At 66.5% G+C, this 18869-nt stretch carries 14 protein-coding genes; 7 read left to right on the top strand and 7 right to left on the bottom strand.

Annotated features, from left to right (window positions below):
* Positions 1-188: 188 nt before the first annotated feature.
* From BGK68_RS11890 to BGK68_RS11870, 5 genes are all read right to left on the bottom strand, one after another.
* Positions 189-1286 (bottom strand): LacI family DNA-binding transcriptional regulator, encoded by a 1098-nt coding sequence (locus BGK68_RS11890; RefSeq protein ID WP_075257277.1) that lies wholly within the window; start codon positions 1284-1286, stop codon positions 189-191.
* Positions 1287-1359: 73 nt separating this feature from the next.
* Positions 1360-2772: a S1C family serine protease gene (locus BGK68_RS11885; protein ID WP_233149298.1), complete on the bottom strand. Its 1413-nt coding sequence runs from the start codon at positions 2770-2772 to the stop codon at positions 1360-1362.
* Positions 2773-2956: 184 nt separating this feature from the next.
* The gene (locus BGK68_RS11880; RefSeq protein WP_075257275.1) at positions 2957-4249 is read right to left on the bottom strand and encodes an MFS transporter; all 1293 of its coding nucleotides are present in this window, start codon (positions 4247-4249) and stop codon (positions 2957-2959) included.
* Between the two features lie 48 nt (positions 4250-4297).
* Complete coding sequence (locus BGK68_RS11875; RefSeq protein ID WP_075257274.1) at positions 4298-4738, bottom strand: MarR family winged helix-turn-helix transcriptional regulator; 441 nt, start codon at positions 4736-4738, stop codon at positions 4298-4300.
* Between the two features lie 120 nt (positions 4739-4858).
* Complete coding sequence (locus tag BGK68_RS11870; RefSeq protein WP_075257273.1) at positions 4859-5827, bottom strand: LysR family transcriptional regulator; 969 nt, start codon at positions 5825-5827, stop codon at positions 4859-4861.
* Between the two features lie 159 nt (positions 5828-5986).
* Between BGK68_RS11870 and mdlC the strand changes: the two genes are divergently transcribed.
* From mdlC to BGK68_RS11850, 4 genes are all read left to right on the top strand, one after another.
* Entirely contained in the window at positions 5987-7585 is a 1599-nt protein-coding gene (gene mdlC, locus BGK68_RS11865) for a benzoylformate decarboxylase (protein ID WP_075257272.1), read from the top strand.
* Between the two features lie 75 nt (positions 7586-7660).
* The gene (locus BGK68_RS11860; RefSeq protein WP_075257271.1) at positions 7661-9112 is read left to right on the top strand and encodes an aldehyde dehydrogenase; all 1452 of its coding nucleotides are present in this window, start codon (positions 7661-7663) and stop codon (positions 9110-9112) included.
* A gap of 225 nt (positions 9113-9337) precedes the next feature.
* Positions 9338-10720 (top strand): MFS transporter, encoded by a 1383-nt coding sequence (locus BGK68_RS11855; protein WP_075257270.1) that lies wholly within the window; start codon positions 9338-9340, stop codon positions 10718-10720.
* Positions 10717-11673 (top strand): ketopantoate reductase family protein, encoded by a 957-nt coding sequence (locus BGK68_RS11850; protein WP_075257269.1) that lies wholly within the window; start codon positions 10717-10719, stop codon positions 11671-11673. Before BGK68_RS11855 ends, BGK68_RS11850 begins: the two co-directional genes overlap by 4 nt.
* Here BGK68_RS11850 and BGK68_RS11845 read toward each other — a convergent pair.
* Complete coding sequence (locus BGK68_RS11845; protein WP_075257268.1) at positions 11652-12380, bottom strand: DUF2076 domain-containing protein; 729 nt, start codon at positions 12378-12380, stop codon at positions 11652-11654. The two genes, BGK68_RS11850 and BGK68_RS11845, sit on opposite strands and share 22 nt — an antisense overlap.
* A 456-nt stretch (positions 12381-12836) precedes the next feature.
* On the opposite strand from BGK68_RS11845, the gene BGK68_RS11840 reads away from it, so the two are divergent.
* Complete coding sequence (locus tag BGK68_RS11840; protein WP_075257267.1) at positions 12837-15113, top strand: NADP-dependent malic enzyme; 2277 nt, start codon at positions 12837-12839, stop codon at positions 15111-15113.
* 110 nt (positions 15114-15223) lie between these two features.
* Here the strand turns inward: BGK68_RS11840 and BGK68_RS11835 are convergent, their stop codons facing one another.
* A complete protein-coding gene (locus BGK68_RS11835; RefSeq protein WP_075257266.1) occupies positions 15224-15940 on the bottom strand; it encodes a GntR family transcriptional regulator in 717 nt (238 codons plus the stop codon).
* 207 nt (positions 15941-16147) lie between these two features.
* Between BGK68_RS11835 and BGK68_RS11830 the strand changes: the two genes are divergently transcribed.
* Together BGK68_RS11830 and BGK68_RS11825 are read left to right on the top strand one after the other, a co-directional pair.
* Positions 16148-17476, top strand: a complete 1329-nt coding sequence (locus BGK68_RS11830) for an MFS transporter (RefSeq protein ID WP_075257265.1) — start codon at positions 16148-16150, stop codon at positions 17474-17476.
* 42 nt (positions 17477-17518) lie between these two features.
* Positions 17519-18793 carry a glucarate dehydratase family protein gene (locus BGK68_RS11825; RefSeq protein ID WP_075257264.1) on the top strand — a complete coding sequence of 425 codons (1275 nt, stop codon included), beginning with the start codon at positions 17519-17521 and terminating at the stop codon, positions 18791-18793.
* Positions 18794-18869 lie beyond the last annotated feature (76 nt).

The following is an 18869-nucleotide window of genomic DNA, read 5'->3' as shown; positions in this document are numbered from 1 at the left end:
ACGCCGATGGATCGGCAAACACGGAATCGTCGAAGGTACGGACCACCCAATTGGTAGCGGTACCAAACTAATTTCAGCAAATGGTAGCGGTACCAATTTGTGATGTCAATCAGTCTTTCTGAAATGGCTTTTCAGCAATGTTGCGCCCCAAGAGGCCGCCAAAAGAGCCCGGTAAAAGAGGCAAGGAATCAGGCGCTGTCGCGAGCAATGATGGAGAAACCGACGTCGACCACCCGTTCAGCCACCTCGATACCGGCGGCGCGGTCGATGATGAAACGAGCGGCGCGCTGGCCGATGCCGGTGCCGTCGATGCGCACCGTAGTCAGGCGCGGCTGCAGGTCGCGAGAGAATTCGAGGTCGCCGAAACCGACCACGGCCAGTTGCTCAGGAATGGCGATGCCACGGCTTTGCGCCTCGATCATCACGCCCAGCGCCAGCAGGTCGGAGCTGCAGAAGATGGCGTCCAGGTCGGGCTGCGCCTGCAGCAGCTCGGCCAGTCCCTGGCGGCCCTGGCCCAGCGTGGTCGGCGCGGTCACATGATGCATGGGCAACGGCGCCCTGCCCTCCTGCATGCCCAGCGCCACGCACTCCTGCGCAAACGCATTCATGCGCCGCTGGCTGCGCTCGTCGCGCCCACCCACCACGGCAACTTTCTTGCGTCCGCGCTGATGCAGGTAGCGCGCCACCTCGCGGCCGATGGCCTCGTGCGAAAAGCCCACCAGCATGTCGATGGGCGTGGGCGTCAGATCCCAGGTCTCCACCACCGGGATGCCGCTGGCCAGCAAGCGCTTGCGCGCCTCGGCCGAGCGCATGATGCCGGTCAGCACCACGCCATCGGGACGACGGCCAATGATGGCTTCCAGCAGCGCATCCTCGCGCGAATTCTCATAGCCGCTCTGGCCCAGCATGACCTGGTAGCCCGCCGCAGCGAGCGTTTCGGTGAGGGTGTGGACGATTTCCTGGAACACCGGCCCGATCACGGTCGGCACCACCACCGCCACCAGCCGGCTCTTGTTGGAGGCCAGTCCACCGGCCAGCAGATTGGGCACGTAACCGGTCTTCTCCACCGCCTCGCGCACCTTCTGCAAGACCTTGGGCGACACCGCCGAAGGCGTATTGAGCGCCCGCGAGGCCGTGATCGGCGCCACGCCCGCCAGCTGGGCGACATCGCGCAGCGTCACGCCACCGGCGCTCTTGCGGCTGCCGCGACGGCGCGGGCTGGCGGCATCGCCATCCTGATGGGAGGCGACGGGGAATTCGGAGGAAGAGAGGCGGTTCTCGGACATGGCCGCATTCTAGCATCGCGGCTGGTAGCGTTACCACGGCGCGGCGCTGCCAAGCGGGCTGCACAAGCCCGGATCAGCGCTTGGGCGGACGTTGCTGCAACTGGAGATTGAGACGCTCCACCGCGCTGGCCAGCGGAATGAAGAAGTTCATGCCCGCCATGCCACGCGCCCCCAGGCCGGCCACGGTGATGCCCACCACCTGGCCGGAGCGGTCCAGCAAGGGGCCGCCGCTGCTGCCGGGCAGGATGGCGACGTCGCTTTGCAGGAATTCCTGACCATTGAGCAGGCGCACGCCACTGAGGATGCCGCGGGTCAGCGTGGTATTGAAGGTATCGCCCAGCGGCGAGCCCAATGCATAGACATCTTCGCCCAGCCCCGGCTCGTCCAGGCGCAAGGGCAGCGGACGCACGCCGGGCGGTTCGGTCTTGAGCAGGGCCACGTCGCGCGCCGCATCCACCCGCAACACCTCGGCCGGCAACTCGCGACCGCCCGGCAGCCGCACCCGCACCGAGCGGGCCGTGCCCACCACATGCTGGTTGCTGAGCAGCCAGCCGCTCTGGCCGATGTAGAAGCCGGTGCCGGAGCGGCCCTCGGTCAAGACCGTCACCACCCCCTGGCGCAGTTGGCCGATCACCTTGGACATCTCGCCGCCCGGCTGGGCCGCAGGGAGATTGTCGATGCTCACCGCCGGTCCCGGGGCGGGCTTGTTGGCCGCACCGCCCGTACCCGTGCCCGGAGCGGCGGGTTGGGAAGGCTGGGAGGGTGGCAGGATACTGGCATTGGCGGCCGCCGCCGCCCTGTCGTAAGGGGTCTGCAAGGCCAGCGCAAAGGCAGGATCGGCCAGCAAATTGCGCACGCCCACGCTGAAGGCTTCGGCCACGATGGGCGGCGCCGCCCCTTCCAGGCTGGCCTGGCGCGACTGGAACAGGCCTTCGCTGACGGTCTTGAAAATAACCTTGCGCTGATCCGGCGCGAACACCTGCCATTCCAGCCTGAGATAGGCCTCGCCGGTCCAGGAAGCATTGCCCTTGAGACAGAGATTGGTCAGCACCTGCGCCACGATCACGCCCACCTGCAACGCCTGCTCCGCCTGGCTGGGCGTGGCGTCATCCGGTTTTTCCTGGAACAGCGGCGCCTCTTTCGGTCCGGGAAGGGGATAGCCATGCTTTTGCAGTTCGCTACGGAAACGCGCCAGCATCACCCCGGTCGGCAACAACGCTTCACTACCCTTGGCAGTCCAGTAGATATCGCTCTTGCGGCTGCAGAACAGGCCGTTCTGCAATTCGCCGATGGGCTGGTTGCCCTGGTCGTAACGGCGCTGGATGCGCGCCAGATAACTGGGCCGGGCCGCCGCCGTCGTGGGCATCACCAGCGGCTGGCGAATCTCTACCGGTGGCATCGCCGCCTCTTGCGCCTGGGCGCCGGGATGCAGCAGCCACATCATCGAGATCAGCAAGGCGCTGTGCGCAAGATTGTTCTTGTTCATGTTCTGGCGATCGGAAAATCGAGTACGAATGAATGCCCCCGTAGGCATTGTCGCACGGCGGACATGACGCGGGCGATTTCCCCAAGGGACAGGCTGAATGAAAAAACGCCATTTCCCCCGCAGGAGAAATGGCGTCATCCAGAGGCCATAGCCAGGCCGCAATCAGGCGGCTATCAGACCACTATCAGGCCACAGCCGCCACCGCCCCGCCCGCCTTGCCCTTGATGCGCAAGACCAACACCGCCCCGACCAGGCAAGCCGCCCCCATCAGGATGGACGACAAGGTGTAGTTGCCCAGCGAGGCGCGCAGGTAGCCGGCCAGCGTGGTGGCGGTGGCCGCACCGAGTTGGTGGCCGGCAACGATCCAGCCGAACACGATGGGGGCCGCCAGGCGACCGAAGACATCATTGGCCAGGCGCACGGTGGGCGGCACGGTGGCGATCCAGTCCAGGCCATAGAAGATGGCGAAGATGGTCAGCCCGTAGTACTGCAGGCCGAAGGCATAGGGCAGGAAGATCAGCGCCAGGCCGCGCAGGCCGTAATACCAGAACAGCAGCACGCGCGGGTTGTAGCGGTCCGAGAGCCAGCCCGAGAGCGTGGTGCCGACCAGGTCCAGCATGCCCATGGCGGCCAGGATGGAAGCGCTGCTGACTTCGTTGATGCCGTAGTCATTGCACATGGCGATGAACTGCGTGCCGATATAGCCATTGGTGGACAGGCCGCAGACGAAGAAACTGGCAAAGAGCAGCCAGAAATCCGGCATGCGCACCGAGGTGCGCAGCGCGTCCAGGGCGATGAAGAGTGGATTGCGGCGGGACAGGCCCTCCTCCTTGGTGTCACTGGTCTGGCCCAGCATCTTCTGGCCGATCGCCGCCGGGCTTTCCGGCAGCAGCAGCCACACCAGCGGGATGGCCAGCAGCGCCACCGCCGACACCAGGAAGGCGACCGAGCGCCAGCCATAGCTGCCGACCATGGCCGCCATCAGCGGCAGGAACACCATCTGGCCGGTGGCCGCGCTGGCCGTGAGCAAGCCCATGGCCAGGCCGCGCCGGGTCTCGAACCAGCGGCTGACGATGGTCGCGCCCAGGGTATTGGCGGCCACGCCGGTGCCCGCCCCCACCAGCAAGCCCCACGACAGCAGCATGTGCCAGGGCATGTGCATGAGGGTCGACAGCGCCGTGCCGCTGGCCAGCAGCACCAGGGCCGCCAGCACCACGCGGCGGATGCCGAAACGCTGCATGGCCGCCGCCGAGAAGGGACCGATCAGGCCATACAGGGCGATGTTGACCGAGATCACCACCGAGATGGTGGAACGGTTCCAGCCGAATTCCTGTTCCAGCGGCAGGATCATCACCGAGGGCGTGGCGCGGATGCCGGCCGAACACAGCAGCACGAGGAAGATCACGCCCACCACCACCCAGGCATAGTGGAAGCGGGGCGTGACGGCGTTGGCGAGCGATTGGGTGAACTTGGTCATGGCAGTCCAGTGGAGGTGTGGGTGCAGCAGCGCAAGGCCGGGTGGAGATCAGGCTTCTTCTTGCAGGCGGGTGTAGGCGTCTTCGATCAGATCGTTGAAATTGCGCGCCAGGTCGGGGCCCAGCAGGCGGTCGATCTCATCCTGGGCGCGCCGCCAGTACGGCCGCGCCTGTTCCAGCTTGGCGCGGCCGTCCCGGCTCAGTTGCAGCGCAAAGGAACGCTTGTCCAGCTGGGCGTCTGCGGGCAGGTCCACGGTCTCTATCCAGCCGGCCGCCATGAGCGGCTTCAAGGCCCGGCTCAGGGTGCTGCGGTCCATGCCCATGTCCTGCGCCAGGGTGATGTTGGCGATGGGTCCCTTGCGACCGATGCGGCTGATCAGCGAATACTGGGTAATGCTCAGTTCGCAATCCTGCAGGTGATGGTCGTAAAGAACGGTGATGCGGCGCGTGAGGCGGCGCAGGGGGGCGCAGGTGCAGATGTCCTTGCTCATGGGGCTTCCCGGTGGAGTCTTGCCCTTCAGGCAGACTGTCAATTAAGTATGCATATACATCGATGTATGCGCATCATATTGATCACTCCTGGCGAAGTCAAGTGGCGTTGCTCGGCGGCCTCACGGGAAGATGGGAGCCATGGCAGCGGCAGACGGCGATGCCGCGCCCGCCCGCTGCGTCGGCGCCAGGGAGCCGGTCAGATGACGCAGCTCGTCCAGCAGGCGGGCGGCCGGCGCCGGCAGGATGCCCTGGCGGCGGCGGAAGGCGGTCAGGGTGCGCGGCGCATCCAGGCCGGCCACCTCCAGTGCGGCGATGACGCCGGCCTGGCGCTCGGTATCGAACATCGGCCCGGACATCCAGCCGATGAAGCCACAGCGCGCCACCAGGCTCTTGAGGACCGTGACCGACCGCGACTCGACGGCGATCTCCGGCATCGGCAGGCCATGCCGGGCGAAGGTTTCCTGGACGTGCAGATAGGGGCCGGTGCCTTTGGGCGTGAGCGCCCAGCGTTGTCCCAGGGTCTGCTCCAGCGCAATGCGCCCTTGCTGACGCAAGGGGTGATCGGGCGCGGCGACCACGTAGCTCAGGTCGGTCCAGCAGCAATCGGCAATGGCCGCGACCCCCTCGGTCTGCCCTCCCGAGGTGCTCAGGGCCAGGTCGATCTCGTGCGTGAGCAAGCCCTCGACCAGCCGGTCCCATACGCCTTCGATGATCTCCACCCGCAGGTTGGGCCACTTGTCCAGCACACCGCGCACCGCCAGCGGCAAGACCAGGCTGGCGATGCTGCCCACCGCCCCGACCTTGATGACGCCCTTGGCCAGGCCGCGGATGGCATCGAGCTCCTCGCGCGCCTGCTGGGCCTCGCGCTGCAGCGACATGGCATGGGGCAGCAGCGCCTGGCCCAGCACGGTCAGGTGCATGCCCTTGGTGTGGCGTTCGAACAAGGTCCCGCCCACCGATTCTTCCAGCCGCTTGATGGCGCGGCTCAGGGCCGGCTGGGTCAGGTTGAGCAGCGCCGCCGCGCGCCCCAGGCTGCCGGCCGAGACAATGGCATTGAACATTTCCAGCTGTTGCAGGTTGAAGCTCACGCGGGGCCTCCTGGGAGGATGAAAGGACGGGTTCAACACATTACCAGATGTAATGACTTTGATCACATCCGGCAATTTTCAACCTGGAGCCAGCGTTTCATACTGCCCTCCATCATCCACCCGGCCCGCACTGGTGCAGGTCTCTTCACAGGATCAGCGATGCAGCAGAAGTTTTCCCACCCGATCACCGTCCGTCATGCGGTGCTGGATCTCATGCGCCGTCTCGGCATGACCTCTGTCTTTGCCAATCCCGGTTCCACCGAGTTGCCGATGTTCCGTGACTTTCCGGAGGATTTCCGCTACGTGCTGGGCTTGCAGGAAGCCGTCGTGGTCGGCATGGCCGACGGCTTCGCCCAGGCCAGCGGCAACGCCGCCCTGGTCAACCTGCACTCGGCCGCCGGGGTCGGCAATGCCATGGGCAACATCTTCACCGCCTTTCGCAATCGCACGCCGCTCATCATCACGGCCGGCCAGCAAGCGCGCTCCATTCTCCCCTTCGACCCCTTCCTGGGCGCCACGCAGGCCACCGAGCTGGCCAAGCCCTACCTCAAGTGGAGCATCGAACCGGCACGCGCAGCCGATGTGCCCTTGGCGCTGGCGCGGGCCTATCACATGGCCATGCAGGAACCACGCGGGCCGGTGTTCGTCTCCATCCCTGTGGATGACTGGGACCAGCCGGCCGAGCTGGTGCCGCCCACCCAGGTGACCAGCCGCTGCCGTCCGGAACCTGCCGCCATCGCCACGCTGGCGGCGGCGCTGGAACAGAGTCAGCGCCCAGCCATCGTGGTAGGTGCGGAGCTGGACCGGGCCGGCGCCTGGGACGCCGCGATCGCGCTGGCCGAAACGCTGCGGGCGCGGGTGTTCGTGGCGCCGATGTCCTCGCGCTGCAGTTTCCCGGAAGACCATCCGCTGTTCGCCGGCTTCCTGCCGGCCATGCGCGAGAAGATCGTGCAGGCCCTGCAAGGCCACGACCTGCTCTTCGCGCTGGGAGCCCCGGCCTTCACCTATCACGTCGAAGGCAGTGGCCCGCACGTGCCGCCAGGCGCGGCCCTGTTCCAGCTGATCGACGATCCGGTCACGGCCTCCTGGACACCGACCGGCCAGGCCATCGTCGGCAACATCCAGCTCGGCCTGGACGACCTGCTGGCGCAGATCAGGCGGCAACCGCCCACGCAACGTGCGCAACCGCCGGCGCGGCCTGCGTGTGCGCGGGTGGAGGCAAGCGCTCCGCTATCCATGGCCTATGCCCTGCAAACCCTGGCCGACGTGCGCGAGGCCGGCGACATCGTCGTCGAGGAAGCGCCCGGCTCGCGTCCCGTGATGCAGGCCCATCTGCCCTTCACTCGCCCCGGCAGCTTCTACACCATGGCCAGCGGCGGCCTCGGATATGGCATGCCGGCTGCCGTTGGCGTCGCGCTGGCGCGTCCGCACAGCCGGGTCATCGGGCTCATCGGCGATGGTTCGGCGATGTATTCCCCGCAGGCCATCTACAGCGCCGTCCAGCTGGGACTGCCGGTCACCTTCGTCATCCTCAACAATGGACGCTACGCCGCCTTGCAGGATTTCGCGCCGGTGTTCGGTTTCGGCCCCGAGGATCCGGTGCATGGAACGGACCTTCCCGGCCTGGATTTCGTGGCGCTGGCGCACAGCATGGGCTGTCACGGCGTGCGCGTGAGCCAGGCCGCCGCATTGGCGCCGGCGCTGCGCGAGGCCTTGTGTTCCAATGAAACGCGGCTGGTGGAAATCGTGGTGCGTTGAACCCCAGGTTCGCCATCCGGCCCGACATCGTCCCCCTGAATCCAGACAGACAAGAGAAACCCGAGGAGCAGACCCATGAATGAGATCGATATGCTGATCAACGGCGAACGCTGCGGCGCCACCGGCGCTGCGTATTTCGAGCGGCGCAATCCGCTGGACCATAGCGTGGCTGCGCGCGCGCCGGCGGCCACCGTGGCCGACGCCCGCGCAGCGGTCGCCGCCGCAGCCGCCGCCTTCCCGGCCTGGGCCGCGATGGGGCCGGGCCAGCGCCGCGCCCTGCTGACACGCGCCGCCGATGCGCTGCAGGCCCGCGCCGACGACTTCGTCCAGGCCATGGCGGCCGAGACCGGGGCGTCGCATCACTGGGCTGGCTTCAACGTCAAGCTGGCCGCCGACGGGCTGCGCGAAGCCGCCGCCATGACCACCCAGATCGCCGGTGAAGTGATTCCCTCGGACGTACCCGGCAACCTGGCCATGGCGGTGCGCCAGCCGGCCGGCGTGGTGCTGGGCATCGCGCCCTGGAACGCCCCTGTGATCCTGGGCGTGCGCGCCATCGCCCTGCCGCTGGCCTGTGGCAACACGGTGGTGTTCAAGGGTTCCGAGATCTGCCCGGCCACCCATGGCCTGATCATTGCCGCCCTCCAGGAGGCCGGCCTGCCGCCGGGCGTGGTCAACTTCGTGACCAATGCCCCGGAAGACGCCGCCGCCATCGTCGAAGCCATCATCGCTGAACCCGCCGTGCGGCGCGTCAACTTCACTGGTTCCACCCGCGTGGGCCGCATCATTGCTGCGCAATGCGCCCGCCACCTCAAGCCCGCCGTGCTGGAGCTGGGCGGCAAGGCGCCCTTTGTCGTGCTGCACGACGCCGACCTCGATGCCGCCGTGGAGGCCGCCGCCTTCGGCGCCTTCGCCAACTCGGGACAGATCTGCATGTCCACCGAGCGCATCATCGTCGATGACAGCGTGGCCGACGAGTTCGTGCGCAGGCTGGCCGCCAAGGCGGCCAGCCTGCCGCTGGGCGATCCGCGCCAGGGACCGGTGGTGCTGGGTTCGGTGGTGGACATGGCCACCGTCGAGCGCTGCAATGCGTTGATCGACGACGCTCTGGCCAAGGGCGCCACCCTGGTCTGCGGCGGCAAGGCCAGCGACACGCTGATGCCGGCCACGCTGCTGGATCACGTCAGCGCCAACATGCTGATCTACCGCGAGGAATCCTTCGGCCCGGTCAAGCCCATCGTGCGCGTGGCAGGCGACGAAGCCGCCATCGCCTGCGCCAACGACAACGAATACGGCCTGTCCTCGGCCCTGTTCAGCCGTGACGTGGCGCGCGCCCTGGCGCTGTCGCGCCGCATCGAATCGGGCATCTGCCACATCAATGGACCCACCGTCCACGACGAGGCCCAAATGCCGTTCGGCGGCGTCAAGTCCAGCGGCTTCGGCCATTTCGGCGGCAAGGCCGGCATTGCCGAATTCACCGAACTGCGCTGGGTGACGGTGCAGACCACGCCGCGCCACTATCCGTTCTGAGTCCTGCCCTGCCCCGGCCAGGCCAGTGTCACGCTGCGCCAGCCGGGCCTGCTGTTCCACCACCACAACAATCACCAACGCCGGCCGCCCACGATCGGACCGGCGTGATACCACCGAGGAGACCTCCATGCGCAATACGCCCTGGCCATTGCCGCCCCAGCTCGCACCCGCCCTGCTCTTGCACAAGCACATCGCCGCCGCCCTGCGCGCCGCCGAGGAGCGCACATGAGCAACCTGGGCGCACATGGCAAGCAGACCGTCGACATCGGGCGCATGCTCGATGACGGCGTCTTCTCCGGATTCCAGAAACTGGTGGTGTGCCTGGCGGCGCTGTCCATCGTCATGGATGGCTTTGATGGACAGCTGATCGGCTTCGCCATCCCCAGCCTGATCAAGGAATGGGGCATCACCCGCAGCGCCTTCGCCCCCGCCGTGGCCGCCGGCCTGGTCGGCATGGGCATCGGCAGCGCCTTTGCGGGCCTCTTTGCCGACCGCTTCGGGCGCCGCATGGCCATCATCGGCAGTGTCTTCGTCTTCGGCGTGGCCACCAGCCTGATCGCGTTTTCTCCGGACGTGACCACCATCGCCATCCTGCGCTTCTGCGCCGGCCTGGGCATTGGCGGCGCACTGCCCAGCTCGACCACAATGACCGCCGAATTCAGCCCGGCGCGACGCCGCACCCTGGCCGTTACCGCCACCATTGTCTGCGTACCGCTGGGTGGCATGCTGGCCGGGCTGTTCGCCAATGCGGTGCTGCCGCACTATGGCTGGCGCGGCCTGTTCCTGATCGGCGGCCTGCTGCCGGTGGCGTTTTCGGTGCTGCTGTGGTTTGTCATTCCGGAGTCGCCGCGTTACCTGGCGCGCCATCCGCACCGCTGGGATGAATTGCGCCGCCTCCTGCAACGCATGTCGCGACCGGTCAGCGCCGACACCGGCTTTGCCGACGCCCGCGAGCAAGCCGTCGAGACCCGCGCAGGATTCGGCGCGCTCTTCGCCAGTGGCCAGGCACGCGACACCATGGCGCTGTGGGTGGCCTTCTTCATGAACCTGCTGGCGGTCTATAGCGCCTTCAGCTGGCTGCCCACGATGCTGGCGGGCGAAGGGCTAAGCCCCTCGGTAGCCGGCGCCGGGCTGACGGCCTACAACTTCGGCGGCGTCTTTGGCGCGCTGCTGTGCGCCTTGTTCATCACCCGCTTCGGTTCGCGCCTGCCCATGCTGCTGTGCTGCCTGGCGGCCACGGCCAGCGCGCTGTTCCTGCGCAGCCTCGATGTGGCCAGCCAGACCACGCTGCTGGTGGTGGGCATCGGCCTGCACGGCCTGTTCGTCAACGCCGTACAGAGCACCATGTATGCACTGTGCGCCTACATCTATCCCACCCAGGTGCGCGCCACCGGCACCGCCGCAGCACTGGCCTTTGGCCGGCTGGGCGCGATCCTGAGCGCCTTTGCCGGCGCGCTGGTGATCACCCAGGGCGGCGCAGCGGGCTACCTGGCCATGCTGGCCGGGGCCATGCTGATGGTGTTCGTGGCGCTGCTGGTGGTGCGCAAACATATCCCCCGCGTGAATGCGGGGGCGGCTGAAACATTGAAGAAGGAATCACACGCATGAAGATAGCCATCGTCGGCGCAGGCGCCATGGGGGGATTGTTCGCAGCGCGCCTGGCGCTGGCCGGACAGGACGTGAGTTTGATCGAGGTGGCCCCGGCCAGCATCGAGGCGATCAGCAGCCATGGCCTGTCGCTCACCGATGAAGACGGCGCCCACACGGTCAGGGTGCCAGTGGGCCGGGCCGACAGCTTCCGCGATACCTTCGATTTGATCATCCTCTTCACCAAGGGCTTCCATACCCAGGCCGCCATCGCCAGCGTGGCCCACCTGGCAGGTCCCCATACCTGGGCGCTGTCGGTGCAGAACGGGCTGGGCAATGCCGACCTGATTGCCGAGGTGATCCCGCGTGAACGCATCATCGTGGGCATGACCAATCTGCCGGCCGACCTCAGGGCGCCGGGCGTGGTCCACAGTCATGGAGAAGGACAGGTCAGGATCTGGACGCTGTCGGGGCAGCCCAGCGCGCAATTGACCCAGGTCGCGGCTGATTTCAATGCAGCCGGCCTGCCCTGCAGCGCCGATCCACTGGTGCAGCAGGCCATCTGGGAAAAGCTGGCCTTCAATGCCGCGCTGAACGCGATCTGCGCCGTCACCGGCCTGACCGTGGGCGCCGCCGGGGCCAGCGCCCCAGGCCGGGAGCTGGCCCTGCGCATTGCCGCCGAGACCGTGGCAGTGGCGCAGGCAGCGGGCATTGACGCGCGCCTGGTGCAGGTCGAAGACGCCATCGAACACGCCTTCCGCACCCACCTGCATCACAAACCCTCGATGCTGCAAGACATCGAGGCCGGACGCAGGACCGAGATCGACTTCATCAACGGCGCCGTGGTCCGCGAGGCAGAGCGCCTGGGCCTGGCCGTCCCCACCACGCAGACCCTGCATCAGCTGGTGAAGTTGATGGAAGGGGCGGCGCAAGCGCAACAGCGCCCGGCCGCTCAGACCAGCGAATCGTCGTAGCCGCCGCTATCGTCCAGGTCGACATTGCCCAGGTCGGCCAGGTCGTTGCTGGAACCGAAGTCGTTGCCATCGCTGCTGGCCTGGTCGGAGGACCGGTCGGCATCGCTGCCGTAGTAGTTGTTGACGGTGGTGTTCTCGATATTTTCCACCGGCGTGCTCAGTCCGTTCTGGTGCGCAAAGCCGGAGCCGCCATTGCCGTTGAACAGGTGCTCGATGCCCTGGTACAGGAAGGCGCCGCCCGCCACACCTGCCGCCGTAGCGGCCACCGTGCCGAGCATGCTGCCCATGCCGCCGCCAAAGAAGCCCGATGAGGACGAAGGCGCTGCTGCTGGCGCGGGTGCGGCCTGGTAGGCGGGCGCGGCAGGCGCGGCGTAGGCCGGTGCTGCCGGTGCGGCCGAACCATAGGCTTGCGGACGCGACGCCGTCGCCGCGCGCCCCCAGGCATTGCCATCGAGGAAGCCCGGCTCGCGCGCACCGCCGGCCTGCAGCGCCTGTACCTGGCTTTGCAACGCCGCCACCTGCGCCTTGGCGGCATTCAATGCCTGCTCCACCAGCAGCGCTCGCTGCACCAGCAGATAGGCCGCGTCGGGCTGGCGCGCCACCGCCGCGGCGATCATCGCATCGGCCTGGGGATCCTTGCTGATGCCCCGGACCTCGGTCAGTTGTTGAAGAAAATCCTGCAGTGCCTGGGTTTCTTGCGGACTCATGATGACGGACTCCCTACTGAGATGAAAACGAGGAATGTAGACACAACGACATCTGGGGTGGTAGTGGATGACAGGTATCGTCGTCAATATCATTATGCGCGCCTTGATATCGAAGATTTGTGTCAACAATCGACGAGATGGAAACAGCTTGTAACAGCCAGCAGAAACCAGAGCAAAGTCAAGGCAAGTGCTAGCAAAAAACCCGAAGCGCCAAATTTTAGGTAATATCCCCCTCCCCGTCGCCGTTCCCGCCGCCACAAGCCCCGGAACGAGCGGGAGCAGGCGCAGGAAGCCGTTAGCGGTTTCCTCCCCACGATCCGGATGGCCGGAAGTCAAAGCATCTTCCCGGCCGATCCGCCGCATTCACACCAGGAAACCAGAACGGTGAAGGCGGGCCTTGCCCGGAGTACGGGCGCCCTCCTATCACCACACCCGTTTTTACTCCTCATCAAGACCATGACCCAACAAATCTCTGCAGCCGAGCAACTCTTGCGTGACGCCGCACGCGAATACCATCGCACGCCGTCGCGCGGCAAGATCGAAGTCCGTCCCACCAAGCCGCTGTCGAACCAGCGCGACCTGTCGCTGGCCTATTCGCCGGGCGTGGCCTATCCCTGCCTGGACATCGAAGCCGACCCGCTGAAGGCCTTCGACTACACCTCGCGCGGCAACCTGGTGGCCGTCATCAGTAACGGTACCGCCGTGCTGGGCCTGGGCAACATCGGTCCGCTGGCTTCCAAGCCGGTGATGGAAGGCAAAGGCTGCCTGTTCAAGAAATTTGCCGGCGTGGACGTATTCGACATCGAACTGGCCGAGAACGACCCCGACAAGCTGGTCGAGATCATCGCCTCGCTGGAGCCGACCCTGGGCGGCATCAACCTGGAAGACATCAAGGCCCCGGAATGCTTCTACATCGAGCAGAAGCTGTCGGCGCGCATGAACATCCCGGTCTTCCACGATGACCAGCACGGCACCGCCATCATCTCCTCGGCAGCGCTGTTGAACGGCCTGGAACTGGTCGGCAAGGACATCGGCAAGGTCAAGATCGCCGTCTCCGGCGCCGGTGCGGCAGCGATTGCCTGCGTGGAAGTGATGATCGGCCTGGGTGTGAAGCGCGAGAACGTCTACATGGTCGACAGCAAGGGTGTCATCTATGAAGGCCGCCCCGGTGGCCTGGACGCTTCCAAGCAGCGCTACGCCATCAAGACCGAGGCGCGCACCCTGGCCGACGTGGTCAATGGCGCTGACGTCTTCCTGGGCTGCTCCGCGCCGGGCGTGCTGAGCGCCGAGATGGTCAAGACCATGGCCGACAAGCCCATCATCCTGGCCCTGGCCAACCCGGAACCGGAAATCCGCCCCGAGCTGGCCAAGTCGGTGCGCCCGGACTGCATCATCGCCACCGGCCGTTCGGACTACCCGAACCAGGTCAACAACGTCCTGTGCTTCCCCTACATCTTCCGTGGCGCGCTGGACTGCGGCGCCACCAAGATCACCGAAGCCATGAAGCTGGCCTGCGTGCGCGAGATCGCCGACCTGGCCAAGGCCGAGACCAGCGCCGAAGTCAGCGCCGCCTATCCCGGCAAGGAACTGGTGTTCGGCGCCGACTACCTGATCCCGACCCCGTTCGATTCGCGCCTGATCCTCAAGATCGCCCCGGCCGTGGCCAAGGCCGCCGCCGAGTCCGGCGTGGCCACCCGTCCCATCAAGGACTACGACGCCTACCGCGCCGAGCTGACCCGCTTCATCTACCAGACCGGCATGTTCATGCAGCCCGTCTTCAACACCGCCAAGGTCGCGCCGCAACGCGTGGTCTACGCCGACGGCCAGGACGAGCGCGTGCTGCGCGCCGTGCAGTTCGTGGCTGACGAAGGCCTGGCCGCGCCTATCCTGGTGGGCGCCCCTGCGGCCATCGAAGCCGGCATCAAGAAGGCCGGCCTGCGCATCAAGATCGGTCAGAACGTGCAAGTGATCGACCCGGCCAGCGACGCCCGCGTGGCGCAGTACGCCGCCCAGTACAAGGATGGCAGCGAAGCCGACGTGCGCGCCAGCGGCAGCCTCTTGGCCGCGCTGATGGTCAAGGCCGGTGACGCCGACGCCATGCTGTGCGGCCTGGATGGCAACTACGACGGCCATCTGGCGCATGTGGAAAAGGTGATCGGCCTGAAGCAAGGCGCGCAGGAATTCGCGGCCCTGAACGCCGTGCTGCTGCCGGACCAGACCCTCTTCATCACCGACACCTACGTCAACGACACTCCGGACGCCGAGCAACTGGCCCGCATCGCCCAGGCCGCCGCCGAAGAAGTGGCGCGTTTCGGCGTGCCGCCGAAGGTGGCTTTCCTGTCGCACTCCAACCGTGGCAGCTCCTCGCGTCCGTCGGCCCGCAAGATGGCCGCCGCCCATGAGGCCTTCAAGAAGCTGGCCCCGGAGGTCGAATCCGCCGGCGAACTGCATGGCGACGCCGCCCTGTCGGAAAAGATCCGCAACAACGCCGGCCTGGCCGACAGCGGCCTGACGGGTGCGGCCAACGTGCTGGTCTGCCCCAACCTGGATGCCGCCAACATCCTCTTCAACGTGTTGAAGACCAGCAGCGGCCAAGGCACCACCATCGGCCCCATCCTGCTGGGCGCGGCCGCTCCGGTGCATGTGCTGACGCCCTCGAGCACGGTGCGTCGCGTCATCAACATGACCGCCCTGGCGGCGGCCAAGGCGCAGGACGGCAAGTCCAAGGCCTGAGCTCGCTCTGAGCTGATCTGCAGCCGCCGTCGCGGTAGCTGCATGAACAACGCCCCGCTGTCGTGAGACGCGGGGCGTTTTTCGTGGGCCAGTAGAAGGATGGGGCCTGGCTAATCCTTCACATAATGCGGAAAGCGCTGGCGGATCTCCTCCAGCTGCGCCAGCGTCCCCGACAGATGCTCGCGCAGCGCGGCCTGGGCGGCGGCCGGGTCGCCGGCCGCGATGGCGTCCACGATGGCGGCGTGGTCGCGCAACACCCGTGCGGTCTTGCCGGGGATGGGCACATGCAGGTTGCGCAGGCGGTCGAGGTGGCCGCTTTGCCGCCGCACCATGGACCATAGCTCCGGTACCTGCGCCGCTTCGTACATCTGGCGGTGGAAGGCCTGGTCGGCCAGCACGAACTCGGCGTAGTTTTCCCGCCCGGCCAGCACCCGCTGGACCTCGATACTGTCGCGCAGGCGGTTCACCAGCGCGGCGTCGGCCTGCGCCGCCAGCGTGTGGACGACCTCCAGCTCGATGGAACGGCGCAGGAAATGCGCCTGCCGCGCCAGCGTCACATTAACCGCGCTGACCACCGTCGCATGCTGGGGAAAGATGTCCACCAGCCCTTCCTCGCCCAGCTTGATGAGCGCATCCCGGATCGGCGTCTGGCTCAGGCCGTATTGCGCGGCCAGCTCGGCGCGCTGCAGGACCGTGGCCGGGGCCAGGCGCATGCCGATGATCAGCTCGCGCAGATGCTCGAAGACCTGCGGCGCGGCATGGCGCGAACGGTCCAGCGGCGGCGGGGTGATGACGATGGGGGCGATGCTGGTGCTGGTGCTGGTCATGCTGATGTCCTTGCGTCCTTCCTGGAAAGCCGGGAGAACGCCCGCCAACCACGAGCACGTCCCTCCCGACCCGCGATGATAAACCGCCCTCTCACGATTGACGCACTAATATATTAGTGTTTTAATGCTTCACATCGCGCAGTTGTACGATGACATCTCGCCCTCAGAGGCCATGCCAGCTGCGCCCTGTCCATCGAGGAGACCTGCGTGGAAACACCCCAGCAAGCAGCCAGCGCCACCGGCGCGGCCGCGCCCACCGTCCTGCAACAGGCGGTGGCCAAGATCAAGCAGCGTGTCTTGCCGCTGTTCGTGATCATGTTCATCGTCAACTACATCGACCGCGTCAACATCGGCTTCGTGCGCAGCCACCTGGCCACCGACGTGGGCATCGGCACGGCCGCCTATGGCCTGGGTGCGGGGCTGTTCTTCGTCGGTTACGCCCTCTTCGAGGTGCCCTCCAACCTGCTGCTGCAACGCTTCGGCGCCAAGGCCTGGCTCACCCGCATCATGGCGACCTGGGGCCTGGCGGCCACGGCCATGGCCTTCGTCAACAGCGAGACCACCTTCTATGTGCTGCGCTTCCTGCTGGGAGCGGCCGAGGCCGGTTTCTTCCCCGGCGTGATCTACTACTTCACGCAATGGCTGCCGGCCAGCGAACGCGGGCGCGCCATGGCGATCTTCCTGTCCGGCTCGGCGCTGGCGTCCATCCTCAGCGGGCCGATCTCAGGGGGGCTGTTGCAGATCGACGGCGGCGGGCTGCATGGCTGGCAATGGATGTTCATCATCGAAGGCATGGCCTCGGTGCTGCTGTGCGGCTTCGTCTGGTTCTGGCTGGATTCGATGCCCGCTGACGCCAAGTGGCTCACCGCGCAGGAACGCGCCGCCATCACCAGCGCCATCGTGGACGAGCAGGCCGAGCGCATGAAGCACCAGCCCGCGCAGGTCTCGCCGCTGCAACTGCTGCGCGACCCGCAGATCCTGATCTTCTGTTTCATCTACTTCTCCATTTCCCTGACCATCTATGGCGCCACCTTCTGGCTGCCCAGCATCATCCGCAAGATGGGCAGCTTCAGCGATCTCCAGGTGGGGCTGTTCAATTCCATTCCCTGGCTGATCTCGATTGTGGCCATGTACGCCTTCGCCGCCCTGGCGGCCCGCTTCAAGCACCAGCAGGCCTGGGCCGCCACGGCGCTGGTGATCGCGGCCCTCGGCATGTTCGCCTCCACCTTCGGCAATTCGGTCTATGCCTTTGTCTCGATCTGCTTTGCGGCGGTCGGCTTCAAGGCGGCTTCCTCGCTGTTCTGGCCGCTGCCCCAAGGCTATCTGGATGCACGCATCGCCGCCGGCGTCATCGCCCTGATCAATTCCATCGGCAACCTCGGCGGCTTTGTCGCGCCGACGGCCTTCGGCTTCCTGGAACAGCGCACCGGCTCCATCCAGGGCGGGCTGATGGGATTGGCCATCACCTCGCTGGTGGCCGCCGGGGTCGTGTTCCTGGCCCGTTCGGGACCGGGCGCCGCGCGCCGTCCCCGCTGAACCCGGCCCCGCGCTTCGGCCACATCTTCAAGAGAGTCCACCATGAAAATCACCCGCGTCACCGTCACCCCCATCGCCTTCAAGGATGGCCCCCTGCTCAACGCCAGCGGCATCCATGAACCCTATGCGCTGCGCTCCATCATCGAGCTCGAAACCGATAACGGCTACATCGGCCTGGGCGAAAGCTATGGCGATGCGCCGGCGCTGAAGATCCTCGATCTGGTGAAGGAACGACTGGTCGGCCTGGACCCGTTCAACCTCAACGGCCTGCGCGCCATCGTGCGCGGCGTAGTGGCCGCCATGGCGCCGGCCAGCAACGCCGGTGCGGAACTGGCCCCGGGCTCGCATGCCAGCAAGGCCGTCTCCAATGCCTATTCGGCCTTCGAGGTGGCCTGCCTGGACGCCCAGGCGCGCTACCTCAACGTGCCGCTGGTGGATCTGCTGGGCGGGGCGGTGCGCAAGGAGATTCCCTTCAGCGCCTATCTCTTCTTCAAGTACGCCCAGCACATCGACAGTCCCTATGCACCCGATGCCTGGGGCGAGGCGCTGAGCGAAGAGCAGATCGTGGCGCAGGCGCGCAAGATGATCGAGGAAAACGGTTTCCAGAGCATCAAGCTCAAGGCCGGCGCGCTCGCGCCCGAACACGAGGTGGCCTGCATCAAGGCGCTCAAGAAAGCCTTCCCCGACGCCCCGCTGCGCATCGACCCTAACGGCAACTGGTCGCTGGAGACTGCCATCCGCATGGCCGAGCTGCTGGGCGATGATCTGCAATATTACGAAGACCCGACTCCGGGCCTGGAAGGCATGGCCGAACTGCATCGCCGCACCGGCTTGCCGCTGGCCACCAACATGGTGGTCACCGATTTCGATGAACTGCGCCGCAGCGTGGCCTTGAACAGTGTCCAGATCGTGCTGGCCGACCACCACTACTGGGGCGGCCTGCGCGATACCCAGCAACTGGCGAAGATGTGCGATGTGTTCGGCCTGGGCGTGTCCATGCATTCCAACTCACACCTGGGCATCAGCCTGATGGCGATGTCGCATATGGCCGCAGCGGTGGAGAACCTGTCCTATGCCTGCGATACCCACTATCCCTGGCAAGAGCCGGACGAGGAAGTCATCCAGGGCGGCAAGCTGCCCATCCGCAATGGCTGCGTGCAGATCACCGACGCCCCCGGCCTGGGCGTGGAAGTGGACCAGGACCAGTTGCGCAAACTGCATCAGCTCTACCTCGAGTGCGGCATCCGCCAGCGTGATGACGTGGGCCAGATGCGCAAGTACCAACCGGACTGGAAGACCGTCAAACCGCGCTTCTGACCTCACCCCGCAGGCCGCCGGTGCAGGCCGTGCGGCGCTGCATTGATATCAAATCCCGCATTGCCTGGTCGATTAA

This window comes from Herbaspirillum camelliae (assembly GCF_001929405.1).
GTDB lineage: Bacteria > Pseudomonadota > Gammaproteobacteria > Burkholderiales > Burkholderiaceae_D > Herbaspirillum > Herbaspirillum seropedicae.
Note: the sequence above shows the minus strand (reverse complement) of the source record. Positions and strands in the feature narration are given on the sequence as shown.

What these genes read in the sequence shown, in the direction of transcription:
- BGK68_RS11835 (WP_075257266.1), bottom strand. Translation starts at nt 15,940, where the DNA reads ATGACCAGCACCAGCACCAGCATCGCCCCCATCGTCATCACCCCGCCG.
- BGK68_RS11825 (WP_075257264.1), top strand. Translation starts at nt 17,519, where the DNA reads ATGAAAATCACCCGCGTCACCGTCACCCCCATCGCCTTCAAGGATGGC.
- BGK68_RS11875 (WP_075257274.1), bottom strand. Translation starts at nt 4,738, where the DNA reads ATGAGCAAGGACATCTGCACCTGCGCCCCCCTGCGCCGCCTCACGCGC.
- BGK68_RS11855 (WP_075257270.1), top strand. Translation starts at nt 9,338, where the DNA reads ATGAGCAACCTGGGCGCACATGGCAAGCAGACCGTCGACATCGGGCGC.
- BGK68_RS11880 (WP_075257275.1), bottom strand. Translation starts at nt 4,249, where the DNA reads ATGACCAAGTTCACCCAATCGCTCGCCAACGCCGTCACGCCCCGCTTC.
- BGK68_RS11860 (WP_075257271.1), top strand. Translation starts at nt 7,661, where the DNA reads ATGAATGAGATCGATATGCTGATCAACGGCGAACGCTGCGGCGCCACC.
- BGK68_RS11890 (WP_075257277.1), bottom strand. Translation starts at nt 1,286, where the DNA reads ATGTCCGAGAACCGCCTCTCTTCCTCCGAATTCCCCGTCGCCTCCCAT.
- mdlC (WP_075257272.1), top strand. Translation starts at nt 5,987, where the DNA reads ATGCAGCAGAAGTTTTCCCACCCGATCACCGTCCGTCATGCGGTGCTG.
- BGK68_RS11885 (WP_233149298.1), bottom strand. Translation starts at nt 2,772, where the DNA reads ATGAACAAGAACAATCTTGCGCACAGCGCCTTGCTGATCTCGATGATG.
- BGK68_RS11850 (WP_075257269.1), top strand. Translation starts at nt 10,717, where the DNA reads ATGAAGATAGCCATCGTCGGCGCAGGCGCCATGGGGGGATTGTTCGCA.
- BGK68_RS11845 (WP_075257268.1), bottom strand. Translation starts at nt 12,380, where the DNA reads ATGAGTCCGCAAGAAACCCAGGCACTGCAGGATTTTCTTCAACAACTG.
- BGK68_RS11840 (WP_075257267.1), top strand. Translation starts at nt 12,837, where the DNA reads ATGACCCAACAAATCTCTGCAGCCGAGCAACTCTTGCGTGACGCCGCA.